At 62.7% G+C, this 25,681-nt stretch carries 26 protein-coding genes; 3 read left to right on the top strand and 23 right to left on the bottom strand.

Annotated elements, in window-relative coordinates; all coding sequences use genetic code 11:
• Positions 1-119: 119 nt before the first annotated feature.
• From argB to GX515_01475, 6 genes are all read right to left on the bottom strand, one after another.
• Entirely contained in the window at positions 120-1,061 is a 942-nt protein-coding gene (gene argB / locus GX515_01500) for an acetylglutamate kinase (GenBank protein ID HHY31686.1), read from the bottom strand.
• A 31-nt stretch (positions 1,062-1,092) separates the two neighbouring features.
• The gene (gene argJ, locus GX515_01495; protein HHY31685.1) at positions 1,093-2,352 is read right to left on the bottom strand and encodes a bifunctional glutamate N-acetyltransferase/amino-acid acetyltransferase ArgJ; all 1,260 of its coding nucleotides are present in this window, start codon (positions 2,350-2,352) and stop codon (positions 1,093-1,095) included.
• A gap of 56 nt (positions 2,353-2,408) precedes the next feature.
• Positions 2,409-3,635 carry an N-acetyl-gamma-glutamyl-phosphate reductase gene (locus tag GX515_01490; protein HHY31684.1) on the bottom strand — a complete coding sequence of 409 codons (1,227 nt, stop codon included), beginning with the start codon at positions 3,633-3,635 and terminating at the stop codon, positions 2,409-2,411.
• A 194-nt stretch (positions 3,636-3,829) separates the two neighbouring features.
• Positions 3,830-4,945, bottom strand: coding sequence for an alanine dehydrogenase (gene ald / locus GX515_01485; GenBank protein HHY31683.1), 1,116 nt, complete (start codon positions 4,943-4,945; stop codon positions 3,830-3,832).
• A 316-nt stretch (positions 4,946-5,261) separates the two neighbouring features.
• Positions 5,262-5,789, bottom strand: coding sequence for a hypothetical protein (locus tag GX515_01480; protein HHY31682.1), 528 nt, complete (start codon positions 5,787-5,789; stop codon positions 5,262-5,264).
• 90 nt (positions 5,790-5,879) lie between these two features.
• Positions 5,880-6,845, bottom strand: coding sequence for a hypothetical protein (locus tag GX515_01475; protein ID HHY31681.1), 966 nt, complete (start codon positions 6,843-6,845; stop codon positions 5,880-5,882).
• 739 nt (positions 6,846-7,584) lie between these two features.
• On the opposite strand from GX515_01475, the gene GX515_01470 reads away from it, so the two are divergent.
• The 3 genes from GX515_01470 to GX515_01460 all read left to right on the top strand — a co-directional run bounded on the left by GX515_01470 (position 7,585) and on the right by GX515_01460 (position 9,231).
• Positions 7,585-8,535: a hypothetical protein gene (locus tag GX515_01470; GenBank protein ID HHY31680.1), complete on the top strand. Its 951-nt coding sequence runs from the start codon at positions 7,585-7,587 to the stop codon at positions 8,533-8,535.
• A 144-nt stretch (positions 8,536-8,679) separates the two neighbouring features.
• Positions 8,680-8,868: a ferredoxin gene (locus tag GX515_01465; GenBank protein HHY31679.1), complete on the top strand. Its 189-nt coding sequence runs from the start codon at positions 8,680-8,682 to the stop codon at positions 8,866-8,868.
• A 123-nt stretch (positions 8,869-8,991) separates the two neighbouring features.
• Positions 8,992-9,231, top strand: coding sequence for a heavy-metal-associated domain-containing protein (locus tag GX515_01460; protein ID HHY31678.1), 240 nt, complete (start codon positions 8,992-8,994; stop codon positions 9,229-9,231).
• A gap of 17 nt (positions 9,232-9,248) precedes the next feature.
• Here the strand turns inward: GX515_01460 and amrS are convergent, their stop codons facing one another.
• From amrS to GX515_01375, 17 genes are all read right to left on the bottom strand, one after another.
• The gene (amrS, locus tag GX515_01455; GenBank protein ID HHY31677.1) at positions 9,249-10,268 is read right to left on the bottom strand and encodes an AmmeMemoRadiSam system radical SAM enzyme; all 1,020 of its coding nucleotides are present in this window, start codon (positions 10,266-10,268) and stop codon (positions 9,249-9,251) included.
• Positions 10,268-11,686 (bottom strand): AmmeMemoRadiSam system protein A, encoded by a 1,419-nt coding sequence (gene amrA, locus GX515_01450; protein HHY31676.1) that lies wholly within the window; start codon positions 11,684-11,686, stop codon positions 10,268-10,270. Before amrA ends, amrS begins: the two co-directional genes overlap by 1 nt.
• A gap of 57 nt (positions 11,687-11,743) precedes the next feature.
• Complete coding sequence (locus tag GX515_01445; protein ID HHY31675.1) at positions 11,744-12,829, bottom strand: alanine/ornithine racemase family PLP-dependent enzyme; 1,086 nt, start codon at positions 12,827-12,829, stop codon at positions 11,744-11,746.
• A 41-nt stretch (positions 12,830-12,870) separates the two neighbouring features.
• On the bottom strand, positions 12,871-13,611 hold the full coding sequence (locus GX515_01440; protein HHY31674.1) for an SIS domain-containing protein: 741 nt from the start codon (positions 13,609-13,611) through the stop codon (positions 12,871-12,873).
• A 320-nt stretch (positions 13,612-13,931) separates the two neighbouring features.
• Entirely contained in the window at positions 13,932-15,254 is a 1,323-nt protein-coding gene (locus tag GX515_01435; protein ID HHY31673.1) for a hypothetical protein, read from the bottom strand.
• Positions 15,255-15,463: 209 nt separating this feature from the next.
• On the bottom strand, positions 15,464-16,066 hold the full coding sequence (locus GX515_01430) for a class I SAM-dependent methyltransferase (protein HHY31672.1): 603 nt from the start codon (positions 16,064-16,066) through the stop codon (positions 15,464-15,466).
• Positions 16,009-16,908 (bottom strand): NAD+ synthase, encoded by a 900-nt coding sequence (locus GX515_01425; protein ID HHY31671.1) that lies wholly within the window; start codon positions 16,906-16,908, stop codon positions 16,009-16,011. Before GX515_01425 ends, GX515_01430 begins: the two co-directional genes overlap by 58 nt.
• A 263-nt stretch (positions 16,909-17,171) precedes the next feature.
• Positions 17,172-17,909, bottom strand: a complete 738-nt coding sequence (locus GX515_01420) for a hypothetical protein (GenBank protein ID HHY31670.1) — start codon at positions 17,907-17,909, stop codon at positions 17,172-17,174.
• Positions 17,910-18,060: 151 nt separating this feature from the next.
• A complete protein-coding gene (locus GX515_01415) occupies positions 18,061-18,585 on the bottom strand; it encodes a DUF4352 domain-containing protein (GenBank protein ID HHY31669.1) in 525 nt (174 codons plus the stop codon).
• 608 nt (positions 18,586-19,193) lie between these two features.
• Positions 19,194-19,604, bottom strand: coding sequence for a 30S ribosomal protein S9 (rpsI, locus tag GX515_01410; GenBank protein HHY31668.1), 411 nt, complete (start codon positions 19,602-19,604; stop codon positions 19,194-19,196).
• Between the two features lie 36 nt (positions 19,605-19,640).
• The gene (gene rplM, locus GX515_01405; protein HHY31667.1) at positions 19,641-20,075 is read right to left on the bottom strand and encodes a 50S ribosomal protein L13; all 435 of its coding nucleotides are present in this window, start codon (positions 20,073-20,075) and stop codon (positions 19,641-19,643) included.
• Between the two features lie 310 nt (positions 20,076-20,385).
• A complete protein-coding gene (gene truA, locus GX515_01400; protein ID HHY31666.1) occupies positions 20,386-21,126 on the bottom strand; it encodes a tRNA pseudouridine(38-40) synthase TruA in 741 nt (246 codons plus the stop codon).
• Positions 21,127-21,393: 267 nt separating this feature from the next.
• Positions 21,394-22,185 carry an energy-coupling factor transporter transmembrane protein EcfT gene (locus tag GX515_01395; GenBank protein ID HHY31665.1) on the bottom strand — a complete coding sequence of 264 codons (792 nt, stop codon included), beginning with the start codon at positions 22,183-22,185 and terminating at the stop codon, positions 21,394-21,396.
• On the bottom strand, positions 22,175-23,041 hold the full coding sequence (locus GX515_01390) for an energy-coupling factor transporter ATPase (GenBank protein ID HHY31664.1): 867 nt from the start codon (positions 23,039-23,041) through the stop codon (positions 22,175-22,177). Before GX515_01390 ends, GX515_01395 begins: the two co-directional genes overlap by 11 nt.
• Positions 23,042-23,050: 9 nt before the next feature.
• On the bottom strand, positions 23,051-24,055 hold the full coding sequence (locus GX515_01385; protein ID HHY31663.1) for an energy-coupling factor transporter ATPase: 1,005 nt from the start codon (positions 24,053-24,055) through the stop codon (positions 23,051-23,053).
• Between the two features lie 175 nt (positions 24,056-24,230).
• The gene (rplQ, locus tag GX515_01380) at positions 24,231-24,569 is read right to left on the bottom strand and encodes a 50S ribosomal protein L17 (protein ID HHY31662.1); all 339 of its coding nucleotides are present in this window, start codon (positions 24,567-24,569) and stop codon (positions 24,231-24,233) included.
• A 92-nt stretch (positions 24,570-24,661) separates the two neighbouring features.
• Positions 24,662-25,609: a DNA-directed RNA polymerase subunit alpha gene (locus GX515_01375; GenBank protein HHY31661.1), complete on the bottom strand. Its 948-nt coding sequence runs from the start codon at positions 25,607-25,609 to the stop codon at positions 24,662-24,664.
• Positions 25,610-25,681 lie beyond the last annotated feature (72 nt).

The raw sequence follows: 25,681 nt of genomic DNA, 5'->3' as shown, positions 1-25,681 counted from the left end.
TGTCGCCGCCTGACATCGGGACGGATCCCTTCCCTGCCAGCCGAATCTCGCAAGCCGACCATTTCCGCCCTGGAGCGGACGCGAGCCTTCGTGCGTGGTGGGGGAGACGCCCGGGGGGTTCATCGCCCCGCCCCTTCAGGCAGCCATCCCTGTCCCCCGATGATCATCGTGCCGATGCCCTCATTGGTGAACATCTCCAGCAGGAGCGAGTGAGGCTTTCTGCCGTCGATAATGTGGGTCCTCGGCACCCCTCTCTCGAGGGCGGTGACACAGGCGTCCACTTTAGGGATCATGCCAGACGCGATGCGTCCCTTGGCGATCATGTCCTTTGCCTCGGCCACGGTCACCTGTGGCAGCAGCGAGCTGGGGTCGCTTGGATCCGCAAAGATCCCCTCCACATCGGTGAGGACCACGAGCTTAAACGCGCCGAGCGCCCCAGCGAGGTGACCGGCCAGATGGTCGGCGTTTATGTTGAGTGTGGCCCCATCGTCGTCACACGCCACGGGGGATATCACAGGCACGAAGCCCTCGCGGCACACCACATCGATGATCTCGGTATTGATTGAGGTCACGCTCCCAACATATCCAAGATCGACGTGGGTCTCGCCGCAGACCTCCGTGCCCATCCGCCGCGCCACGACCAGGTTCGCGTCCTTCCCGGAAAGCCCGAGTGCCTTGCCGCCGCCCCGGTTTATCAAGGTGACGATATCCTGATTGATCCTGCCAGTTAGGACCATCTCGGCTATCTCGGCCGTCTCGCCATCCGTGACCCGCAGGCCGTTCACGAAGACGGGCTCTTTGCCCAGGCGTCTCATGACGTCGGTGATCTCCTTGCCGCCGCCGTGTACGATCACTGGGTTCATGCCGATATACCTTAGAAGGACTATGTCTAGAGCCACCATTTCCTTGAGGGTCGCGTCAGTCATCGCAGCACCGCCGTATTTGATGACCACCGTCTTTCCGAAAAACGTACGTATGTAGGGCAGAGCTTCCACGATGACCTGCGCCTTGTCCGCGCCGGAAAGGCCTCGTGTCACGGACGGGACGGACGCGCCAGCCATCGCGCTGTGAAAGTCCATCGGTCTCACCTCCTCAACTCCTGTAGCTTGCGTTGATACGCACGTACTCGTATGTCAAGTCGCAGGTATACGCGCACGCGCTTTCGGCGCCTGCGTGCAGGTCAACAACGATGAGGACTTCCTTGCGGGCCATTGCGTCCCTCGCGCGCCCCTCGTCGAACTCCACCGCCGCGCCGGACCGCGCAACGAGCACATCGCCGATGAACACGTCCACGAGGTCCGCATCGAACTCCACCCCCGCGCGCCCTGCCGCCGCCAGCACCCTGCCCCAGTTAGGATCGGCGCCAAATACCGCGGTTTTCACTAGGTTCGATGAAGCGATGGTCCTTGCTATGCGCCGTGCATCCCACTCCGTCTTCCCGCCCCGGACTTCCACCTTTATGATGCGGGTTGCGCCCTCGCCGTCCTGCACTATCATGCGGGCGAGCGTTCCCGTCACGTGATCGAGCCCTTTCGAGAACGCGTCGAAGGAGGCGTCCTCCGACGCAACCGTGGGATTCCCGGCCGTCCCGTTTGCAAACGCCACGGCCATATCGTTGGTGCTCGTATCGCCATCGATCGTGATCATGTTGAACGATCTCTCCACCGAGCGCGCGAGAGCTCGGCGCAACATGCCGGGGGTTATCGCGGCATCCGTCGTCACGAACGCCAACATAGTGGCCATGTTGGGGTGGATCATCCCCGAGCCTTTGGCTATACCCCCTATCCGCACCCTATGTCCACCCACATCCCCCTCCACGGCTACCTCCTTCAGAGTGCGATCCGTGGTGAGGATAGCCTCAGCGGCGGCCGCGCCGCCCGTTGGTCCCGGGTCAAGCGCTCCGGCGGCGAGGCGGATTCCCTCGCACACCTTCTCGATGGGCATAGGGACCCCTATGACGCCCGTCGACGCGACAATGACTTCGTCCGGCGGGATCCCCAGGACCTCTCCTGTTACGTTCGCCATGGTCCGCGCGTCCTCGAGGCCCTTCGGGCCAGTGCATGCGTTCGCGTTGCCGCTCGCCACCACAGCAGCCCTGCACTTTCCGGACCTGACGTGCTCCATGCTGACCAAGACCGGCGCGGCCTTCACCCTGTTAGTGGTAAACACCGCCGCACATGCCGCTGGCACGTCCGAGAGGATGAGGGCGAGATCAGGACGCGCTCGCTTTATCCCGCAGTGCAGCCCGGCAGCGCGGAACCCCAGAGGAGCGGTAACCCCGCCAGGAATCTCTCGCCAGGTCGAATCGGTCGCGCCCGCTGGTTCGATAGCCGCTGCTTCCACTGAAATCATGCCGCACGCTCCCTTCCCTTCAGCCTCGCGTCTTGAATACTGCCTCTCACGGCCTCTCACGGCCAGACAGGAGGGGCCTCAAGGCCGGTTGATTCCTCCAACCCGAACAGAACGTTCATGTTCTGAATCGCCTGGCCGGCCGCCCCCTTCACCAGGTTGTCGAGGGCAGAGAACACGACGACCCGACCGGTCCTCACGTCGATTCTCACTGCGATGTCACAGAAGTTCGACCCACGGACCGCCTTCGTCTCGGGGAGACTCCCGCGGAGCACTCTCACGAACCTCTCGTGGGCATAAAACTCTTCGTACAGGGCGGTAAGTGCATCGGGACGAGGGCCCTCGCCGGTGGTCTCCGGGCAAGGAGCCGCATCGCGTGGCACGTATCCGGGTAGACCGGTCTTGTTCGACGCACCGCTTCTCACGGCGACGGCGGGCGCCGGTGTCTTAAGCAGGCCGTACGCCGTCACCAGGATCCCACGGCTCATCGGAACGAGATGCGGCGTAAACGTGACTGTGATCCCGTCCTCATCCGTATCAGCCCTGCCGGGTGCCCCGGCGGCCGTCCCCGTGCCGCAGCCGGCTTCACCTCGAGGGCCCAGACCCTGCATGGCGAGCCGCCGCAGTTCTTGTTCTATCTCGGGCGTGTGGCGGTGTCGCGGGACTCCGTACGCGCGAAGGTTCTCCTCACACTCTGGAAAATGGTATCCCGGCGACGGCGTCCTTCCGGCACCGGACACCCCGGACTTCGCGTCTATGATGAGGCTCCGCAAATCAACGATGCCGCGGCTCACAAGCGGGGCCAGCGCAAGCAAGGCGGCTGTGGGGTAGCATCCCGGATTCGCCACGATCCTCGACTTGCGTATCTCGTCTCGGTAAAGCTCTGGAAGACCGTACGAAGCCTCCGCAACAAGATCTGGGGCTTCGTGAGGGACGCCGTACCACTCCTGATACGACGCCGGGCTCTTGAGCCGAAAATCCGCGCCGAGGTCAACGATCCTCACCGAAGGGCGTGCGGTCAGGATCTCCTTCGCAAGCAATGCGGCCACACCCGCGGGCGCCGCGATGAAGACCACATCGCAGTCGCGAGCGAGGCTGTCCGCAGCGATGCCAGAGATAGGGGGAAGGTCGTACCCACGAAGGTTCGGGTAGACCTCGGCAGCCGCTTTCCCGGCGCTTCCGCGAGAAGCGAGGACTGTGAGGGCCGCCTCCCTATGCCCAATGAGGAGCCTCACAAGCTCCCCGCCGGTATAACCGGACGCCCCGACCACTCCCACTCGAACCATAAAGTGCACCCTCCGCCACGCCTGCCCGTGGTTTCCTTGCTAGCCAGGTTTGGGCAGGGGTTGTGGTAATTATACATCATTGATGCATATCTATGCAACCCATAGCGAAAAAAACACGGCCGTTTTCTATCCGCGGCCGTGGTCGGAACATCACACCCGGCTCTGGTTAGGATTCACTCTGAGCCGAGGGCTTCCTAGCCGAGCACTTCCTCGGGTGAATGATACTCTATCCCGAACGCCTCGGACACGCCTTTACACGTCAGCTTGCCCTTGTAGGCGTTCAGACCGAGCCTGAGAGCCGGATCACGTCTCATAGCCTCCTCCGCGCCGAGATCCGCGATCCTGATCGCGTACGGAAGAGTCGCGTTTGTGAGGGCAAACGTCGATGTCCTCGGGAAAGCGCCGGGCATATTCGCAACCGCGTAGTGGAGCACGCCGTCCACGAAGTACGTGGGCTCGGCATGGGTCGTCGGGTGGGTAGTCTCAATGCATCCTCCTTGATCCACCGCCACGTCCACGATGACAGAGCCCTTCTTCATCAGCTTTATCATGTCGCGCGTGACGAGTTTCGGCGCCTTCGCCCCGGGTATGAGGACGGCCCCGATCACGAGGTCCGCGTCGGCGAGCGCAGCCTCTATCGAATGCCTGTTGGAATACAGTATCTTCACGTTCTTGGGCAACACGTGGGAGAGGTATCGCATGCGGCTGATGGAGACCTCAAACACCGTGACCTGAGCACCGAGCCCTGCAGCCATGAGTGCAGCGTTCGTCCCGACCGTCCCTCCCCCGATGACAACCACGTGAGCCGGCTCCACACCTGGAATGCCGCCCATCAACACGCCCCGCCCGCCGTTCGGACCCGCGAGGTAGTTCGCCCCCACAACGGCCGCCATCGCGCCGGCGACCTCGCTCATCGGAGAGAGGAGAGGAAGGCTGCCGTCGGGAAGTTGAACCGTCTCATAGGCGATAGCCACTATGCCGGAATCAAGCACCGCTCTAGTCAGAGTCTCGTCGGACGCGAGGTGGAAGTACGTGAACATCACCTGACCGTGCCGCATGAGCGGGTACTCAGGCGGCAACGGCTCCTTGATCTTCATAATCATCTCGGCCTCGGCCCACAAATCAGCTACGTTGTCCACTATGCGTGCGCCAGCGCGCGCATAGTCCTCGTCGGATATGCCGCTTCCCATCCCCGCCCCTTTCTGCACCAGCACCGTGTGGCCTCTGTCCGACAACGCCATCACTCCCGATGGCACGATAGCCACCCGGTTCTCGTTATTCTTGATCTCTTTCGGGACCCCGACTATCAACTCGACCACCTCCATGATGACGTCACGAAGGCCCGGATTCTGCGGGCTTGTTCTATGATTCTACTCCAGAAACCGCAATCCTTCCAGCTTCGAGGAAACAAACGATACGAACGATCACACAGGCCCGGTCTCAGCGCAAAGCCAAGCAGGCTACGCCCCGCAACAAAGCGTGACGCAGCCTGCTTACCACTCATGAACCTCTTGTTCGCCGTTCATTCGACCTGCGTTGCCGGGCCGTTGTTCCGTCCTCATGCCCCGGCCCGGCGAAAGCCCGCCTGCACGTACCGGGACGCCCGCCTCCACAGGACTCGGGGCCCTAGAAGTTCATTCCCACGATCACGCGGAAGGCAGTGCCGTCAGCACCTTCCCGGCTGTTGTAAAGAGCCTCACCCGCGAGCCAGAACGGAGACATCACGTTGACTTTCACGCCGCCGAGCGCCTCAAGCCATACGCTGCTGGCGCTGCCCTCAAATGCCGCGCCCGCCCGGGCGTACGCGTCGATCTGCGGCGTGATCGGCTGCTCACCGTATAGTCCGACCTTGAAGCTCGTATTGGAAGCCCCGGTCATCTTCACACCCCCGAAGGCTCCAACCGAGGTGACGCCCAGGTCCTTCAGCGCAAGTTTGCCGTATAGCTCGGTCTTGCTGGGCTCTTCGCCGGCTTGCGCCACATAATCGAACCCGAATGCCAGTCTGTCAGAGAGACCTAGTTCGCCCGCGAGCGACATGGCGGAGTCACTCTGGTGGAAGTAGTAGCCCACACCGATCTTGCCCGCCGCAGATACGCCGCCGGCCAGGGCCAACACGATGGCCACGGCGATCGTCAATAGGAACGCCTTCCTCATCACTATCCCCCCTCGTTTGGATCTAAGTCTAGAACCTGATTCGACGATGAGAATCGAAGTCCTTCCTTCACCGGCGAGTCATTCTCTGGATCAAGAGAGGAACTCTTCCCGCACGACCTCCCACATCCTTGGGTCTTCTGAACCAAGCCGCCAGAACGCTATTCCGCCGATCCCGCACTCCCTGACAAGCCTCAGCTTGAGCCTAAGGCTTTCCGCATCCTCGTAGTACACCACGTGCTCGACATCGCCTTCGTAGTACCGGAGCACAGGGCATGCCGCTCGGACGTCCCAGGCCGCAGCGACCCCCTGCCGCTCCACAAGCTCAGCGGCCTTCTTCGCGTCAATCCCCCTGCCCTGCGATATCACGCCCTTCTCAATGGTCCAGTGACGCCCGTAGAACGGGAGGCCGACCACTATCTTCTCTCTCGGAACGCACGAAGTCGCATAGTCGAGCACTTTCTCGAGCCACCAGAGCGGGGCGACCGGCCCGGGCGGGCCGCCCGCAGGCGAGTAATCGTATCCCATGATGATTAGAAAGTCCGCGACGGCGGCAAGGCCTGGATAGTCGTACGCCTGGGCCCATCCTGTCTCGTCCGGCCGTGGAGGCGCCGTCTGCGCCACGGCATCCACCGAGACGTGCTTGCCGTGAGGCTTGAGGAGATGTACGATCTCGGTGATCAAAAGCGTGTACCTCTCCCTGTCGCCCTTTATGAAAGCGCCCTCGAAATCCATGTTGATGCCATCAAAACCGCGCTCCAGGACGAGCGAGGCGATCGCCTCCGCCGCGAGCCGCCTGGTACGCGCTGTGAGGAGTATCTCGTGGGCAACCTCAGGGCTGAAGCCTTCATTTGCCACGAGAGGCACAACGGCGGTCCCCGAAGCCCTCGCCAGCTCGATGATGCCCGCTGCTCCGTTCTCGTCTCTCCTGATGCTTCCGTCCCTGCTCATCGAGTACCAACAAGGGCTGATGTGAGTTATCACGTCTGCATGTTCCCTGTATGAGCGCTCGCCCTCACAGGAGCCCGCTACCTGCCACCCCAAAACCAGCTTTCCCACCAGAGATCCCAACCTCCCTTTTGTCTCGGCATTTCAGCTTCGCGGCCCCAGTCTCGTCGCAGCGGAGCGCGCGGCAGGGAGAATGCCTTTCTTCCTCCGCACCCCCTTCTTGGGATACTTCCAGGAACACACGTGGAAACCTCCTTAGGGGCGCATCAACAACGCTCAACGACGCTCTCGGTTCCCGGATTCCGGGTTCCGGCTCGCGGCTCCCGGAAGGAGTCGCCGGCCACCGTGCCAACAGCTATCTCGCCCGCGGAATTCGAACGAGGTGCGGCACAGGCGCGCCATCCCCCGAGGGCAAAGCCGGCAAGCCCGAACAGGGTTGCGCGCTCAAGCCCGGCACGAACCCATGGCGATCTGTCTAGCGGTCGAACCTTGCCGAAGCGTGGGACGTCCGGGCCGGGAGTCGACATAAACCGCCATGGTGCGCGACATCCGTTGACACGCATCAAGTCGATGTCGTAAAATGTGTCCGGAAACATGAACACCTTTCCATTTATGGTTAACTGAGCCTGCGGCGCCTGCGGCAGGTGTGTCCTACGGCGGGTACGTCCAGGGCCCTCTCCGGGCCCAAGGGTCACCTCAGCGCCGGTTTGCTTGCCCGTCCGAAACCGCCGATGACACAGTGTTGACCATGCCCTGTGCTGCGCGAGCCGTCCCCAGGGAGGCTTGAGAGGACGTTTAGTTAGAAGGAAGTTCGAAGGGACGAGACGGAGACAAAAGGGAGGCGCCTGAAGTGAAGTGCCGGCAAACCCTGAAGGCTATGACGGAGATCCTCCAGCATGACTTTCCAGGCCCGATCGGCGACGGGGTGTGCTCCGTCGTGAGCCGTTGTCTTGGCGGTGCCCGTGTTTACCTGGTGAACGCCAAAGGGCACGTCACCGGGCACTCCGTGGCGGCCGGCATGGCGGCCGGCGCTTCCGCCGCGAAAGCCCTGGCGGATTCCCCAGGCCCCAATGCGCATGAGGACCATTCCGGAGACGCTCTCACGCCTCGCACGATAGCATCGCTCGGCGCGGCGGTGGCAGCCCGCAAAACACCGGTATCGGCGATGATCGATCGCCACACATACGCGGCGGCGCCCATCACGGTGCTAGGCGAGGCCCTCGGCATGCTTGTCGTCCAGCTTGATCGCGAGCTCTCGCGAGATGACCGTGATGCGCTCGGAGCCCTTGCCGCGGCCTCCGGCGCAGTGCTCGCGGCGAGACGCCGGAGGGACGAAGAGGATCGCGAGACAAACCAGCGTGTTGCGAGGTCCGCGATCCGGAGCCTCTCCTACTCCGAACTCGTGGCGGTTCACGCCATCCTTGACAGCATCACGGGCGACCAAGGGTTCGTCGTAGCCGGCAGGATCGCTGACGCTGCGGGCATGACGCGTTCTGTGGTCGTCAATGCTCTCCGGAAGCTGTCCTCTGCGGGCCTCGTCAGAACAAAATCCCTGGGAATGAAGGGCATGTTCGTGAAGTTTCTCAACCCCGAACTGCGAAGCGAACTGCAGGATAGTGGCATCGGCCGGGGCGGCGCGCGGCCACAAATCACCACTGGGGCCGCCCCGGCCGCGGACTCAGAAGGGAGTCTCAACGGGCTCAGCGTCGAGCGCACGGGCATCAAAAGGAGCGGGGTGAACACAGGACTGGGCCGCGAACGCACAGCCAAGGCGCTCGTGGGCGGCCCGGCTCATGTATAACCCCGTGTCGCCTGTAGGAACATACATCATGAGATGAGCACATCGCCGCCCCGCGATGACCAGGGTGAGCGATGAGCAGCGAGAGGAGGGCAGCGGGCACCCGGCCTGGCCGATACCGAACAGCCGGGGCGCCGCGCGTAACCCATGGCGAAAGTGACAGTTGACGAGAGCCTCTGCATCGGGTGCGGACTGTGCTCGGAGATCTGCCCCGAGGTGTTCGAGATGGGAGATGACGGGCAGGCCCACGCCGCGCATCCGGAAAAGTGTGACGCGCTTGCATGTTGCGCGGAAGCCGCGGAGTCGTGCCCTGTGGAAGCTATCAAGATCGAATAGCCTGTTCGCGGCCGGACGACATACCTTTTTCAGGAAGGAGGAGCGGTTTCCTCGATCAGAAGACGTAGCCGGGGGTCCCGACGCGCCTGAGGTTGCGAGTGGAAGCCGCCTTGGCACTTCGGCATGAATCCAACCGTATCCAGACCCGATCACGAAGACATACTCGTGCTGCGCATCGAGGGGATGAGCTGCAATCACTGCCGCGCCGCTGTGGAAAGGGCGCTGCTCAAGGTGCCCGGGGTCAAGACGGCGCAGGTGGACCTGGCATCGGGAACCGCGAGAGTGACGTTCGATCCGCACAAGGCCACTCGCGATGACATGGTGAGGGCCGTGGAGGACGAAGGCTACCGGGTTCCGCTCTGAAACCACGGAAGATGAGCCTAGGATGGCGGCGCACCGGTGATGTGGATCTCCGCCCCGCACTTTGGGCACGTTCTGTCCTTTATTCTGTACGCCACGAGGTCAAATCCGCTCCGCTCGATGAGCAGTTCCCCGCACATGTAGCAACGGGTGTCGTTCCCTTCGGTGCCGGGCACGTTTCCCATGTACACATACTTGAGTTCGTCCTTGGCGATCTCTACCGCTGTGCGCAGGGTGCTGATGGGCGTCGGAGGCGCGTCAAACTTGTACGCCGGGAAGTACCTCGAAAAGTGAAGAGGCGTATCATCCCCTAGCGACGAGGCGACCCAGTGGACGAGCCTGCGTATCTCGTCCGGGGCATCGTTGTGGCCGGGGATTATGAGGTTCGTTATCTCTACGTGACATCCAGCGGCCTTTGCCCGCTCCGCAGTGCGCAGAACGGGGGCGAGCCTTCCGTGACACACCTTCGCGTAGAATGACTCGGTGAACGCCTTCACGTCAATGTTCATCGCGTCGATGTGGGGCAGGAGCTCCTTCAGCGGGTCCTCGTTAACCTCGCCGTTGGTGACCAGGACGTTCTTCAGCCCAAGATCATGCACGAGCTTCGCGGCGTCAATGACGAACTCGTACCAGATGAGAGGCTCGGAGTACGTGTACGCTACGCCGATCGAGCGCCTGCGCCGGCCGTACTCCGCTGCGACGGCGGCCAGCTCCTTGGGCGTAAGCGTGCTAGTCCTGGCATCCGCCTGGGAGATGTGCCAGTTCTGGCAGAACCCGCACGCGAGGTTGCACCCCCTGGTGCCGACTGAGAGGATCGCCCATCCGGGGTAGAAATGGTAAAGGGGCTTCTTCTCGATGGGGTCGAGCCCGAAAGACGTGACCTCCCCGTAGATCAGAGAGTACAGCCGCCCGTCAACGTTCTTGCGGGCTCTGCACACTCCGACGTGACCCGGCCTGATCCTGCAGTGCTGCGGACAGAGGAGACACGTTACAACGCCCTCCTCTCCGCTCTCCTTTGTCCAGTAAGACGCTTCACGCATCAGGTATACCTCTTTACTCTGAACCTGAAGAGCTCGACGTCTTCGTCGGGCGCTATTCCCGCCTTTCGCTTTGCTATCGCCACCTGCTCCCGCGCATCGTCGATGCCCTCGAGATCCGGTAAAAGAAGCCCGCTTCTCTGGCCCTTCTTGACGATCACCCCGTACACCTTGGGATCCAGCTCATCGATGCCGGAGACCCGCTCGGCAGGGGTAAGGACGTCCACGGAGTAGATGAGCTCGTCGAGCTCGCGGGGCTCCACTGGCATGAACCTTGGGTCGTCCGTGGCGGCCGCGATGGCGTTCCTGATTATCTCCTCGGCAACGTTGCGCGTCGTGGCCTGGATCGTCCCGATGCACCCACGGAGCTGGCCTGCCTTCTTGATCGAACAAAACACCCCGGCCCTGCCACGCATCTCCTCGGGAAGGTCTTCAGGAGGCTTGATCACGCGTCCGGTCCTCACGTACTCCTCCACCGCCGATCGCGCTAGCCTCACCAGAGGGCTCTCGGACTCCCTCGTCTTTGACAGCGTCTTCTTGCGTCTGGCGATGAGTTTCTCGACCAAAGCTCTGTCTGGGGCGGGCTCACCAGGCCTGAAAACGGCGACGGCATAACCCACGCCAAACGGGCCCTCGTACGACAAGACTTCCGGCTCGAATCGCCGCCCGTCGAGGGTTCCGAGGGCCATCAGGAGCGACCTGTACCCGCACTCTCCCGCGCGTTCCACGAGCACATTGTCGAGGGATATGATGCCTTCTACGTCTCCGGCCCGCATAAGCTTGACTATTCGCGCATCAAACTCGGCGCCCCGCGGATCGTAGCCAGCCGGAGCCTCCGCGCTCAGGCGGTGCGACATGTCACCGCTCGCGATGACCACGGCTCTGCGGCCCAATGCCTCCACGGCCTTCGCGATCGCTCTGCCGAACGCGTACAGCTTTTCTCGGGGCAGCAGCGCCATGCCCATGACCACTAGCGGGGCCTTCACCCCAGCCTCTGCCACGAAGTGCATCGGGACGAGAACGCCGTGGTCCAGGCGGTTCTCCAGCCGGTACGCACGGCGCTCGCGGTCCCCCAAGAGGATCACGGGAACGTCTTCCATCTCCCCGCGCCTGGCGATCTCGCTCGCCAGAGCCAGGTCGTTCTCGAACGACAGCCGGACCTGGCCCGCCATGAACATGGAGAAGTCACCCTCGAGCGGATTCGCGGTCCGTATCGCCACTGCGTCCTCGAACAACGGTGAATGTGGGCTGATCACGACCACAACCTCGGGGTCGGCATCTCTCACCGTGGCCGCGAGCTTCTTCATGGCCTCCGTCGTGTTCTTTACGGCATCAAGGTCATGCCTGGAGCCGATCTCCGGGATCAGAAGCGGCGGATGCGGGGCAAGCGCACACAACACGACACCCCCGGCTTTTGCCACCTGTAACCCCTCCCCAAACACAGAACACCCGTCCTGCGCTGCAGATATACGACAAAGTCATACAACGACCTTGTGCACGTACGGCGAAGTCATGGCAGCAAGGAGGCAACCGTAACTCATGGTAAACCTGACCTCGTCGCCGACTCTTATCCTTCGCCCAGCCTCCTCCACATCGAGGATCAGGTGGTCGCTGGACGCGCCAAGCACCTCCACGCCATGTTCCAGCGGCCTCAGGCCCTCGGGATCCACATCCTGCCGGCCGCACGCGAGGAGCGCCCTCGTTCTCACGCCCCTGTCCTCGAATCGGCGGACTTTGCCGAAAGCATCCTGCCCGATCTCTCCTCGCGGCACCGATGGCTTCCTCTCCACCTCGATCGCCTCGGCCACGAAGACGAACGCGTCGAGGTGCATGCCCGGGAGCGGCCGCCGGTGCGTGACGTCCCTGCCGAGGAGCATGGACTCGCCGACGCGAAGCTGGTTTATGCCCTGGGGCACCTCGCCCGCGCTGACGAGCGGAAGCGCGCTCGAATTGCCACCCGATATCAGTTCCAGGTCTATTCCGAGGTCGGTACGGATGCGATCCCGTAAGGTCAGAAGCACCCCCATGTTCTCGCGGGTCGGGATCACCCCGCCATAGCATGCTACGTTCGTTCCTAGACCATACAGCCGGACGCCGCGTAGACCCGCGATGCGGGCCGCAACATCCATGGCGTCCTCCGGGAGGACTCCTTCGCGCAGGTCGCCCACGTCTACCATGAGAACAACCCTGTGCTCCGTGCCGCGGGCGCTGGCCGCTTCGCCGAGCGCTCTCGCGGTCTCCACTGACGAGACGAGCGTCATGTCTGCGAAGCGCACGGCATCCCGTGCCTCATGGAGCATTGGGGCGCGGAGCAGGATCGTCTCGCACGAGACGCCGGCGCGGCGAAGACGCTCAAGATTCGCAAGGCGGGACTCGGCGATCCATCTCACCCCGCCCCTCAACATGGCCCTCGCCACATCAGGGTGACCGCAGGTGACCTTCGTGACCCCCGCCACCCGGATGCCGTGTTTCGCGCACATTTCAACGACTGCTCTGGCGTTCCCCTCGACTTTGGCAAGGTCTATTTCAACTCTCGGGACTGCCGCAGGTCCACGGACGGACATCTCCGCACCATCCTAAGAACGAAGACTTGCGGAGCCTTACCCTAGAAGCTCTTGACCTGGCGCCTATAGTGCGAGATCAGCCACGCGTTTCTCTCGGCGCTGCCCGGCACGTTGGCGCTGGTGAACACCGGCGGCTCTTGGCCCATGCCCGCCAGCTTCTCCACCGCCCGAACAATGACGTTGTTCAGGATGTACGCTCCCAGTATGGTCGACACGGGCCCCGTCCTAAGGCCTGGATACCCCGGAACGTCCACTAGCGCATCACCGGGGGGCGCGTGGTTATCCAACACGACGTCCGCGAGCTCGTAAAGGCGGTTCCCTGACGGGTGCCGAGGCCGCGCTGCCGCGGAAGCCTGCACCGACGTGAGCGCGATCACAACGAGGCTCCTCGCCCGTGCCTCCAAGGCTACCTCGATGGGCACTGGGTTGATCCCGGAATACGAGACGATGACAATAGGTTCGCCCGCGGAGGTCTCGTGATCCCCCATGATGGCGGCGGCATACCCGGGCAGCCGCTCCAGGAGCGTGCTCCTGGCTGCGCCGCTGTGGGGCATGAGCCCGGAGTCGAATATGGCGTTCACCGGCACGAGACCGCCCGCGCGGTAGAAAATCTCCTCAGCAAGCATGTGGGAATGACCCGCGCCGAACACGTGCAACACCCCGCCTGCGTTTACCGTCGTGGCGATGGCGTCCGCAGCCTTCTCGATTGCGTCCGCTTCGGCTGAGTCGATCTCGTTCATGAGCCGTTTCACGATGGTGGAGTATTCGTCTCGCAGGCCCAAAGCGCTCCCCCCTACTTCTCTTTACGTCTCCGGCGACAGCCGTCCGTGACGGTGACGACCACCCCGGGTTGCCCGGGTCGCGCTACCGCGAGCCCTGCGGGAAGAAGGAAGGCTGTCCCCGTTCCTTACAGTATTCTACAGACCATCATCATATCCTTTTTGTGCTATCCACCCTGCCTTGGATCGGCTTCTCGGAGGGACCGCCATCCGAGGGCATACGAGGGCACGGATGAGGGAAAGAGCAGACGAACGGGCATTCTGGGTATGACCACGGAGTCGCGCCGCTCCGCAAATCGTTCAAGAGCCGGCAACGCCGCGGCCTACTTTGCGAACCTCACGAGATCGTAGTTGGGGCTCACGGGCGCGTCAAGAATCACGTGCCCTGCGATGGTGACCGGCCAGGCGCCCTCCACGAGGATCTGAACACGCTCCACCTCGGGCAACTCCGCCAGGGTGTTGACGATCGAATAGATCGTGATCTCCTCCGACCTGCTTCCTCCCCAGTGGCTCGAGACGAGCTCGCTGCTGAAATCCACGTAGGCCACGCCATCCACGATCCGCAGCGACCTGAGCCGCGTGCCCTTCGGCACAGTCGGGCACAACACGCTCCCCCCGGCCGGCCCCTTGATGAGTTCGTTGACGATCCTGGTGGCGCGCTCCTCCGGCGGCAGCGAGCCAGCCATCCCGGGGATCCTGCGCACCTCAGGCAGAAGGTCGTCGTCGAAATTGGTGGGACCGGCGAAATAGAGTATGGCCTCATCCTCCGAAGGTTTCAGGGCGGCCCGCGCTTTCGACCTCAGGACCTCGCCTGGGCCTTCCTGGGGCATCCTATCCACTTGCATCCCGCTGTCCGATGCCGGCTCGGCTCCTTGGCCCGGCTCGCCCCCGCGGCGCTCCTGGCCCTTGGTGCGTTCGCTGTATGATTCTATCAGGTAGTTCACGGTCCCCCGGAAGATCGCCTCCGCCACGCGTCTCCGGTAATCGGGCTGCGCCAAGAGGGATTCCTCGCGGGGGTTCGACAGGAAGCCAACCTCCACGATGACTGCGGGCATTTTCGAGTGCTTGAGCACGAAGTAGTCATCGCCCGGCTTGGCCCTCCGGAGATTCGGCCCTAGCTGGGCTGCAAGCTCTTTCTGGATAGCCTGAGCGAGGGCCTTGCTCTCCTCGGACCTGCTGTGGTAAAACGTCTGTGCTCCGGACCAAACGGGCTCTGGAAAGCTGTTCGCGTGGATGCTTATGTAGAGGTCGGCACGGCTCCTTGCCGCAAGGTCCACCCTGCTCTCGAGGTCGAGGCGCTTCCGCTGCACGGGCCCCAGTGACTCGTCCCGGACGAGGTCGTCGTCATCATCCCTCGTCATCACCGTGTACACGGCCGCACGGTTGAGAAGCCCCGCCAGATGGCGGCCGATATCAAGCACCACGTCCTTTTCGGCAAGGCCGGAGCGCCCCCGCGCGCCGCAGTCATCACCGCCATGTCCCGGGTCAATGGCCACGACCTTCCCGCACACGGCGTCCGAGAGCGGAGCGCTCACTCTTACAGCCGTGCGAGCGAGCACGAGCAACATGGTCACCACCGCTCCTATCGCGGCACAAGTCACGAGCCACGCTCTCGGGGTCCATATGAGCACGATGGGCTTCCTCAACAGGGCTTCACCCTCTGTGACGAGCGTCCCGTCCCTGCGCACCCCGCCCGGTGCGTTCCACCACCCGCCCGCTACCACAGTTATGCGTGCCAGCCCCGAAAAATGCCCTCCGAGCGGTGTACGAAGGCCGCGGGCCTGTCCTCATCCCATCGTGTTTCGCGTCACGTGCGGGGGCTCCCCCGCACGAGGCCCTGCACGAGGCCCTGCCCTTACGCCTCCATCACACCCTCCATGACCCGGTAACCGCCCCCCTTGTCCACCACGCGCGCCACGGGAAACACCTCAGCAAGCTTGCGGAGAAGGCTCCTCGCGCCCTGCTTAGTCTGTGCCACGAGAACGAGCCTTCCACCGGGATTGAGGTGCATCGCGGCGCCCTCGATGATCTCGAACAGAACCTGTTTCCCCGCTCTAATGGGTGGGTTTGAAAGAATGAGGTCGAACTTCAAGTCTTGGACCGGCGAAAAACCGGCACCGCACACGACTCGCGTGTTCGTGGCGCCGTTGAGAACCGCGTTTCTCCTTGCAAGCTCACACGCCCGCTCGTTCACGTCCGTCATGCACACTCGACACGTGGGGCAGAGAAGCGCGGCCGCGATCCCGATCGGGCCGTAACCGCAGCCGAGGTCCAGGACAAGGCTTCCTTCGGGCACGTCCATCGCCTCAACCAGAAGACGCGTGCCCCGATCCAGCTTGCCCTTGGAAAAGACGCCGGCGTCCGTCACGAAGCGAAAGCGGCGGCCTCTGAGCTCGACCTCTATCTCTCGTTCGGCATGGGCCGAGGTCGGTGTCTCCGTGAAATAGTGCTCTCCCAGTATCGGAAATCACCCCCCACGCCGTGGGTCATGATCCTCGCCAACACAGGCATACGCGCTTTGAAACGCGTAGCCCTGACGCGCCTCTGCACGGCATCGACGAATTCGGGTTTGAACCCCATGGCGACGAGCTCGGATTTCTTTCTCCTCTCGTCGACCATCAAATAGAGAAGCTTGTCGACGTCGTCGTAAGTGAAGCCGAGCTCTCCCTCGTCAGTTTGCCCGGACCAGAGGTCCGCGCTTGGCGCCTTCGCGATGATCCTGGGCGGGACGCCGAGATGACGGGCGAGAGCACGCACCTGTGTCTTGTAAAGGTCGCCGATGGGGTCGAAAGCAAACGCCAAGTCGCCGTGGAGCGTGCCATAGCCCAAGAGAAGCTCGGTCTTGTTGCTCGTGCCCACCACGAGCCCCTGCTTTGCCGCTGACAGATCGTAGATGACCGCCATCCTCTCCCGTGCTATCCTGTTTCCCCGCCTGAGCTTGTCCGCCTCGGGCCCTGCCTCGGGTGGCAGGGCTGCGAAGTACGCGTCCACCGGGCCTGTAATGTCCACGACGCAGTACTCAATGCCAAGCACACTGGCGACCTCCTTGGCGTCCGAAAGGCTGGCAGGGTTGGACGTGCGATACGGCAGCATGGCACCGAAGGTGTTCTCGGCGCCCAGCGCACGCACGCACAAGTAGGCAACGACCGAGGAATCCAGACCGCCGGAGAGGCCTATCACGACCTTTCGGTAGCCTGCCCGAGCCACCTCGGCACGCACGAATTCAACCAAAGCGTCTTGAACCTCGTCCAGATCCAACTCGAGCCCAGTCACGTTGATGGATTGATACTCCGACGACATTTCGAAGCCTCCTCAAACGGATCACGACTAAGTATGTCGTATGTCACCGAAAGTTCGCGCTACTTTTCGGCGGGGCGGTCCTGCCTAAGGCTATCGGTGTTGCCCTCCGGGGACGGCGCGCTTGCGGCGCGCCTCGTTCGAATTCGGAGCTTAAGGCGGCCGAATTCTCCACGCCCCGTCGCGCAAGCACCGGCAACCCTAACGCCGTGAAGAAATGAGACGAAAACTTATGGCGCCACACTTAGTTTGCGCAGCCCGCCCGGCTACTTGCCCGCGAACTCGGGTCTGCGCTTCTCGAGGAACGCCCTCACTCCCTCATGCATGTCCTCCGTTGCACACGCGTCCCCAAAGCAGCGTGCCTCCACTTCCAACCCGTCCTCGAAGCGCGCGTCCTCGGCCTGGCTTAGCACCGTTTTCGCGAGCCTAACTGCTACCGGAGCTTTCGAGGCGATGACCTCCGCCATCTCAAGGCACACGTCCATCAGGTCCGCATGAGGCACGACCTTGTTCACGAGGCCGATGGCCAATGCTTCCTGGGCGTCGATCACCCTGCCCGTGAAGAGCAGCTCCCTCGCCGCGGCCGGCCCTACGAGTCTGGCGAGGCGCATCGTGCCGCCGTAGCCGGGGATGAGCCCGAGGTTCACCTCTGGCTGGCCGAACTTTGCTAAGTCCGATGCTATTCGGATATCACACGCCATCGCAAGCTCGCACCCTCCACCCAGGCAGAGGCCGTTCACGGCGGCGATGACCGGGCGCGGAAACGAAGCGATAAGGCCCATAGCGGCCTGGCCCCTTCTAGACATCTCGACCCCGGCCTCACGCGTAAGGCCAGGGAACTCCTTGATGTCCGCCCCCGCAACGAACGCGCGCTCCCCTGCTCCCGTCACCACCACGACCATCACGCTCGGGTCCGCGCGCAGCTCCGTGAACGCGGATGCCAGCTCGTTCACGGTCTGAAAGTTCAACGCGTTCACAGGAGGTCGGTCGATGGTCACGACCACCGTTCCTCCGCACCGGGTGTCCCGGCGGACCCTGACGAACTCGAGCTCCACATCACACGCCCCCTTTCCAAGCGTCTTGGCACGTCTCCGAGACGTCTCCTCTCAGGCTCCGGCGGGACGCCCGTGCCCCCGCCACGTCACACAGGCGCGGTCACGTGTCTCGCCTCGACACCTCCTTCACGGGTGAGAGCTTGATCACGCCGATCTCGGTCTCAATGGCGCATGCGAGGCCAAAGGTGCCGTCGGGGACCACGAAGGCGAATTTCCCTGACACGCTCCGGCCAGGATTCACCTGGCGCATCCACAAGGACTCCTGGCGATTCACGTAATACACGCTGGTGCTGCTGGGAAAGAAGACTTGCCCCCGTCTGTCAACAAGACGCAAGTCTTGGCACAGGATGACGACCGGGGAGTGGTTGCGAATCTCCATGTCCACGATGAGGAGGTCCGATCCCCAGAACTCTGCGCGCCGCACGTTCACCTGCACCGTGCGCCTGAGACAGAGGAGGTCCCGGATCACGCTCGCGCGTTCCAGAGCCTCCGGCGCGCCCGGAACGAGCGATGGGTTCCTCGCGACGACGAACCCGGCGACGACGCACGCCGCGATGAACCACAGCATAACCGTGACGAGGACCCGCCGTCGCGCTTTGGTTCTTCTCGGCACGTACCTTCGCAAGACTCTCCCTCCAGAGCAGGTCGGGTTTGGACGCTTTCGTTCTAGCTAAGTACGCCAGAGACTCGCGTTTCTTCCGGCGCGGGGGTTCCCTCTATCCCTCCAGGGTTGCCGGTCCTGCCGTCCTGCCCCCCGCGGACGGCGCATTCGCGGCGCGCCTGGCTCGGACTTGGCGCGCGACACAGCCGTGCTCTCCACGCCCTGTCGAGAGAGCACCGGCAACCCAACCCCAACGTCATCAAAGAAAGAAAAGAAGGAGACGAAAACATACGACGCCACAGTCAGTTCTATAGTTCGGGATATGGTTCGCCATTCCTCCCGAGATGGACGCACCTACGTGGGCGGACGAAGTATTCCAGGTGCTTCGCGCGCTTTGCCGACCTCCGGCCGCCTATCGCCGACCTCTCTCGTCAGCAGCCGGACTTCAACCTTCCCGGCGACCACCGGCGCTGAGGGGGTCCTGACATTCTGTGGCCAACCGGACGCGACCCGTGCGGGAGACGCAATCCCTCGTGAAAACAGCGAACAAAACAGCGAACCGGTTCAACCCCGCTTGCGCGTCGGAAGAACCGGTTGTGTGAACGCTCTGAGCCATTATCAGCCGGCGCCGTTCACCTCTTGGAGTACTGAGGTGCTTTGCGCGCCTTCTTGAGCCCGTACTTGCGCCGCTCCTTCATGCGCGGGTCGCGCGTAAGAAGCCCGGCTCCCTTTAGGGCCTGGCGCAGGTCGGGGTTCAGAGCCACGAGGGCCCTCGCGATGCCGTGCGTCACCGCGCCAGCCTGGCCGGTGGGGCCTCCGCCCTCGACCTTCGCGATCACGTCGTACTTGCCAGCGGTGTCCGTCACTGCAAACGGCCGCCTTACAAGGATCTCCAGGATCTTGCGGCCGAAATACTCGGATACGGGTTTCCCGTTGACGATGATGTCGCCACGGCCGGGCTTCAACTGCACCCTCGCCACCGAACACTTCCGCCGGCCTGTCGCGAGGACGGCAGGCGCGTTCCCGATCTCAGCTAATGCCATGCCTTACCCCCCTTTCGTGCCTGTGCCATGGCCCCCTTACTCCTTGATCTCAAGGGGTTTCGGCTTCTGCGCGGCGTGCGGGTGTTCCGCGCCGCGGTACACCTTAAGTTTTCTCCACAGCGAACGCCCTAGCCGGTTGTGCGGAAGCATCCCTCTCACCGCGTGCTCGATAATTGCCTCAGGCTTCTTCGCCATCATAACTTCGTAGGGAACAGCCCGCAGCCCTCCGGGATAGCCGCTATGCCGGTAATAGAACTTTTGCTTTTCTTTGTTCCCGGTTACCCGCACCTTCTCGGCGTTGATGACGATCACGTGATCGCCAGTATCAAGACTAGGGGTATATGTCGGTTTATGCTTTCCCCGTATGACGCTGGCGACCTGGCTCGCCAGCCTGCCAAGGGTCTTTCCCTCGGCGTCGACCACGTACCATTCTCCGCCCTGTGCCTCGGGCCTGGGCCCAGTGCCAGCCATAGAAGATCCACCTCACAAGACTTTTGACCTCTTAACTCGATTCACACGTTCGCCCGCTCCGTCGCGAGCCTTAAAGCTTCATGTCACCCTGCCGCAAATCGCGGCTGGATAAACCAAATGCGGGCCGCAAGCCCCAAGGCGTATTCTAATATAGCCTGGGCAACGTGTCAAGAACGAAGCTACCTCGCTGCAGCGCCCGCCCGCTATCCCGCCGCCTTCCGGCCCGCCGGCGCCTTCCGCCTTCGGCCCGCCCTTCAGTCTTCGGCCTGCCGTCCCCCTCCGGCCTCGGGCGGGCCCGGCCGCCCACGCGTCACGCGTCATAGTCGACACGCACTAGGCACAGCCCCTTCGCAGGGGCAGTGGGCCCCGCGACACGCCTGTCGCGAGCGTCACGAATCCTTGCCACGTCGCGTGGAGTGAGTTTGCCCACACCGACGAGCACCAACGTCCCCACGATTATCCGCACCATGTTATAGAGAAACCCGTCCGCCTCCACGGTTATCTTGACGAGACCCTCTCCAGCCTCGAGGGCGCACCGCCTCACCTCCCGGGTGAACGTCTTGGCCCCCCCGCCCGATGCAGCAAACGACCGGAAGTCGTGGCGCCCCACGATATGGCTGCATCCTTCGCGCATCGCCTCGAGATCAAGAGGGAATGGCACGTGGTACGCGTAGTTCCGGAGAAAGACCGACGGTACGGGCCTCGTATCCATCGTGTACTCGTACGTCTTGCCGCGGGCGTCGTACCGCGCATTGAACTCGAGCGGCACATCCTCGGCCCGAAGCACCCTGATATCAGCAGGAAGCACGCTGTTGAGCGCCGGAACGAACTTCTCCGCGGGCATCCTCGCGTCTGTACGGAAATTCACGACTTGGCCCCGAGCATGGACCCCAGCGTCGGTGCGTCCCGCACCGATCACGTTCGCGGGCGACTTCGTTATCACTGCCACAGCCCGCTCCAGCTCTGCCTGGATCGTCCGCAGGCCGTCTTGACGTTGGAACCCGCAGTACGCGGTCCCGTCGTACTCGAGCACAAGTTTGATGTTTCTCATAGGCTGCTCGTCTAAGCTCCACCAGAAGTCCGCGCCACTTCTCAGCACCCAAATCCATTCAGGGTTGCCAGCCTCGCTCTCCTCGCTCTCCGAGGATGGCGCGCCCGGCGCGCGGCGCCCGGCACCCGGCGCGCGGCGCGCGAGCGTGGGCGCGAGTCGTCCGAGTTCGGCGCAAGAACAGACAAACGCCCACAGCCCGTTGTGTAAGCACCGGCGCAGCCCTGGCGCCCCTGCCAAGCGAAGGGACGAAAACGCACCGTGCCGTGTTTAGAGATACACCGCCACGGCGACCAGCGCGGCCGTCGAGCCGATAGCTGCAAGGATGTCTTTCGCCCCAACGCGAAGTTGCTTCATTCTGGTCCGTCCCTGTCCCCCGCGGTAACACCTGGCCTCCATTGCCATGGCGAGTTCGTCAGCCCGCCGGAACGCGCTCACAAAGAGCGGCACGAGCAGCGGGACCAGGCTTTTGGCCTTCTGCACTACGTTGCCGGTCTCGAAATCCGCACCCCTCGCCATCTGGGCCTTCATTATCTTGTCGGTCTCCTCGAGGAGCGTTGGGATGAATCTCAGCGCGATGGTCATCATCATCGCGAGCTCGTGCGCTGGAACCCCCAGAACTCTCGCCGGCGAGAGAATGCTCTCGATGCCGTCGGTGAGCTCGATGGGGGACGTGCTGAGCGTCAATATGGACGTAGCCAGCACGAGCAACACCAGCCGCATCGACATCGCGAACCCCTTGAACGCCCCCTCGTACGTCGCCACCAGAGGCCCCACCCGAAAGAGCACACGGCCTTCGTTCATGAAGAGGTGAAGCCCGAACGTCAGCACGAGGATGAAAAGAAGCGGTCGCACGCCTCGCATCACGAACCTCATCGGCAGGTGGGCGAGAAGCACGGCGCCCAGGATGAAAAGGAGAACCAACCCGTACCCCGCCATCGTGCTGACAAGGAAGAGCACCGTAATGACGACCAAGGTGATGAATATCTTCACCCTCGGGTCCAGCTTGTGCACCAGCGAGTCGCCCGGTATATACTGACCTATGGTCAGATTACCGAACACGGCCCTCACCTCGCAAGAGCCTGAGGAGCTCCGCCTTGGCCTCTTCGACCGTGAGAACGTCCGTCCTGACGTCCTTTCCGCGTCTCGCGAGCTCGTGCATGACCTCGGTGACCTGTGGCACTCCGAGACCTACCTCCTTCAAAAGGTCGGTCATGCGGAACACCTCGCGCACAGGCCCGTCTGCCACGACCTTCCCTTTGTGCATGACCACGAGCCTTTTCGCGAGCCTCGCGACATCTTCCATGCTGTGTGACACCAATATGACCGTACACTCAGACCTGCGGTGCAGCCTCGCAAGCTCTTCGAGCAACTCGTCGCGGCCTCGCGGGTCCAGTCCCGACACTGGTTCGTCCAGCACGAGCACGGACGGCTCCATGGCAAGCACCCCGGCTATGGCGACTCGCCTCATTTCGCCGCCAGAGAGCTCGAACGGGGATCGCCCCTTCACGGCCTCGAAATCAAGGCCCACCAACTCGAGCGCCCGCCTGACCCGCGCGTTTATCTCGTCATCACCCAGCCCCATGTTTCGGGGGCCGAACGCTATGTCCGCGAAGACGGTTTCCTCGAAGAGCTGATGCTCCGGGTACTGAAAGACCAAGCCCACTTTCGTGCGGATGTCCTTGAGCCTGACGTCTTTCTGCCATATGTCCACGCCGTCCACGAGCACACGCCCGCGGGTGGGCTTAAGAAGCCCGTTGAAGTGCTGGATCAAGGTGGATTTCCCCGACCCAGTCGCTCCTATGAGGCCAATGAATTCACCGTCACCAATCTCTAGGTTAACGTCGTCGAGCGCCGTCCGTGCGAGCGGCGTGCCCGGATTATACGTGTAGGAAAGGTTCTCGACTTTGATAGGCACGGTCACCAATCACCCGCCCCCGCACCAGGCCGTGGCAGCACGACCCCGGCAGCCCGCCCGATCGCTCCCCTCACTGTTCTTGGCCCTTCTGTCCCGGGCGGGATCAGCGCCCTCGCGTACGATGCTCATCGGATGTGCGCGCCCATCTTCTGCGCCTTCCATCGCGCGGGACTCGTGGCTCGCGCCGGCGATCGCGTCGGCGAACTCCTCCACCGTCAGGATACCATCGGGAAGCCCGGCACCCTCCTTGTTCAGCTCGTAAGCAAGCTCGGTCACTTGCGGAACGTCGAGACGGAGAGCTCTCAGGGTTTCAACCTCGCTGAAGACCTTGCGCGGATGGCCGTCCAGCACTATCCTGCCGCTTTCCATCACGATGACCCGGTCGGCCTGGACGGCCTCATTCATGAAGTGCGTGATGAGGACCACGGTGATGCCCTCGTCCCGGTTCAGCCGGGTGATGGTCCGCATCACCTCTTGTCTGCCCGACGGGTCCAGCATCGCGGTGGGCTCATCTAGCACGATGCACTCAGGCCGCATCGCGACCACGCCCGCGATGGCCACGCGTTGTTTCTGCCCGCCCGAAAGGAGGTGCGGGGCGTGTCGCACATACTCCACCATGTCCACGCATTCAAGCGCTTCCCGCACCCGCCGCCTGATCTCGGCAGGGGGCACACCGAGATTCTCGGGGCCGAACGCCACGTCTTCCTCGACGGTGGTGGCCACGATTTGGTTGTCAGGGTTTTGGAAGACCATCCCCACAGTCTGGCGGATCCTCCACAGGTTCCGCGGGTCGCTGGTCTTCATACCCTTGACGGTCACCGTCCCTGAGGTGGGCACGAGCAAGGCGTTGAAGTGCTTCGCAAGCGTGGATTTGCCCGACCCGTTGTGCCCTATTATGGCCACGAACTCGCCAGGCCGTATGGAGAGGTTTATGCCGCGAAGCGCGGTATGCCTCATATCCCCGGCAGACCCATATTGGTACCCCAGGTTTTCGGCCCTGATCATCTCCTCCAAGCAGGTGCCCCCTTAAAACCCACAAAAAGTGCGCAATCGCGCACTCTTGCAGGATGGAATGGTTCGTCTTGGTTGATGCGACACCGAGCCCGCCCGGGTCGTCGGCCCAGGCCGCACCCTGCCATCCACCCTCGGCCACCGCGTGCACATCCCCCAGTGGCTCGAGGGCTCAAGGCTACACGAGCTCCACTATGACCTCGGATGCGGCATCGCCGCGGCGCTCGCCGAGCTTCACGGTGCGAACGTAACCCCCTTGGCGATCCTTGTAGCGCGGCGCGATGGTGTCAAAAAGCTTCTTTGTGACCGCGTCGCTCCTGACGTAGCCCGCCACCAACCTACGGGCATGCAGGTCGCCTCTCTTTGCGAGAGTAATGAGCTTCTCTGCGACCGGCTCGAGCTGCCTCGCCTTGCCCTCAGTCGTTCGGACGCGCTCGTGTTCGAACAACGAGGTCACGATGCTCCGAAGCATTGCCTTCCTATGGGCGCTGGTACGCCCCAATTTCGCCTGGTTCATATCGAGATCCCTCCCGGACCAGAGGTCCTAAACGGTCTTGCGGTCTCGTTCTCGTCCGGCTTCGCGTTCCGATGCCCCTAATCCTCTGCCCTCTAGTCCTCCTGGTCGTCAGACGGACGGAGGGAAAGGCCGAGATTCGCGAGTTTCCCCTTGACCTCTTCGAGCGATTTCTTTCCGAGGTTCCTGACCTTCATCATATCTTCCTCGGTCTTCCTGATGAGCTCCTGCACGGTGTTTATGCCCGCTCTCTTCAGACAGTTGTAGGACCGCACCGACAGGTCGAGTTCCTCGATGGGCATGTCCAGGACCTTGTCTTTCTCGTCCTCCGCCTTCTCCACCATCATCTCAACCCGGTCGGACGTCTCAGTCAAGCCTGTGAAGAGCGCGAGATGACTCGACAGGATCTTGGCCGCGAGGCTCGTGGCCTCCTTCGGTGACACGCTTCCGTCGGTCCAAACCTCCAGTATGAGCCTATCGTAGTCCGTGATCTGGCCGACACGTGTGTTCTCAACCTGATAGTTCACCTTGCGGACGGGCGTGAAAATCGAGTCCACGGGAATGACACCGATCACCGGCTCGCCCCTGCGCTTCTCGGCCGGGACGTAGCCCCTGCCCTTCTCGATGGTTATCTCGGCGAAGAGCCTGCCGTCTTTATCGAGCGTGGCGATGTGGAGCTCGGGATTGAGTATCTCGACATCCGGGTCAGCGATGATGTCAGCGGCCCTGACCTCTCCCTCGCCCTGGGCTTCGATCCTTACCACCTTCGGCCCGTCCGAGTGCAGCTTGACGAGGAGTTCCTTAAGATTTAGGAGAATATCGATAGTGTCTTCCACAACCCCGGGTATCACGGAGAACTCGTGAAGAACCCCTTCTATTTTCACGGACGTGACCGCCGCCCCCGGGAGGGACGAAAGAAGAACCCTCCGGAGCGCGTTCCCCAAGGTTATGCCGTAACCTCTCTCGAGAGGCTCGACCACGAACCTGCCGTACTTTTCTGTGGCCTCCTCACACTCGATTCTGGGCTTCTCAATCTCGATCATCCGCAGCTCTCCCTTCTGGTTTGTGCGGACCGCGCGCCGTTCGCCATCAGCCTGCCACTATGCGGCACCACG

This window comes from Bacillota bacterium (genome assembly GCA_012842395.1).
GTDB lineage: Bacteria > Bacillota > SHA-98 > UBA4971 > UBA4971 > UBA6256.
This window is presented reverse-complemented; position numbering and strand designations above follow the sequence as displayed.

Excerpts from the sequence above, each read along its gene's own strand:
- argB (HHY31686.1), bottom strand. The coding sequence starts at position 1,061 with ATGGCTGGCGCGTCCGTCCCGTCCGTGACACGAGGCCTTTCCGGCGCG.
- argJ (HHY31685.1), bottom strand. The coding sequence starts at position 2,352 with ATGATTTCAGTGGAAGCAGCGGCTATCGAACCAGCGGGCGCGACCGAT.
- GX515_01490 (HHY31684.1), bottom strand. The coding sequence starts at position 3,635 with ATGGTTCGAGTGGGAGTGGTCGGGGCGTCCGGTTATACCGGCGGGGAG.
- GX515_01480 (HHY31682.1), bottom strand. The coding sequence starts at position 5,789 with ATGAGGAAGGCGTTCCTATTGACGATCGCCGTGGCCATCGTGTTGGCC.
- GX515_01465 (HHY31679.1), top strand. The coding sequence starts at position 8,680 with ATGGCGAAAGTGACAGTTGACGAGAGCCTCTGCATCGGGTGCGGACTG.
- GX515_01460 (HHY31678.1), top strand. The coding sequence starts at position 8,992 with ATGAATCCAACCGTATCCAGACCCGATCACGAAGACATACTCGTGCTG.
- amrS (HHY31677.1), bottom strand. The coding sequence starts at position 10,268 with ATGCGTGAAGCGTCTTACTGGACAAAGGAGAGCGGAGAGGAGGGCGTT.
- GX515_01445 (HHY31675.1), bottom strand. The coding sequence starts at position 12,829 with ATGTCCGTCCGTGGACCTGCGGCAGTCCCGAGAGTTGAAATAGACCTT.
- GX515_01425 (HHY31671.1), bottom strand. The coding sequence starts at position 16,908 with ATGTCGTCGGAGTATCAATCCATCAACGTGACTGGGCTCGAGTTGGAT.
- rpsI (HHY31668.1), bottom strand. The coding sequence starts at position 19,604 with ATGGCATTAGCTGAGATCGGGAACGCGCCTGCCGTCCTCGCGACAGGC.
- rplM (HHY31667.1), bottom strand. The coding sequence starts at position 20,075 with ATGGCTGGCACTGGGCCCAGGCCCGAGGCACAGGGCGGAGAATGGTAC.
- truA (HHY31666.1), bottom strand. The coding sequence starts at position 21,126 with ATGAGAAACATCAAACTTGTGCTCGAGTACGACGGGACCGCGTACTGC.
- rplQ (HHY31662.1), bottom strand. The coding sequence starts at position 24,569 with ATGAACCAGGCGAAATTGGGGCGTACCAGCGCCCATAGGAAGGCAATG.
- GX515_01375 (HHY31661.1), bottom strand. The coding sequence starts at position 25,609 with ATGATCGAGATTGAGAAGCCCAGAATCGAGTGTGAGGAGGCCACAGAA.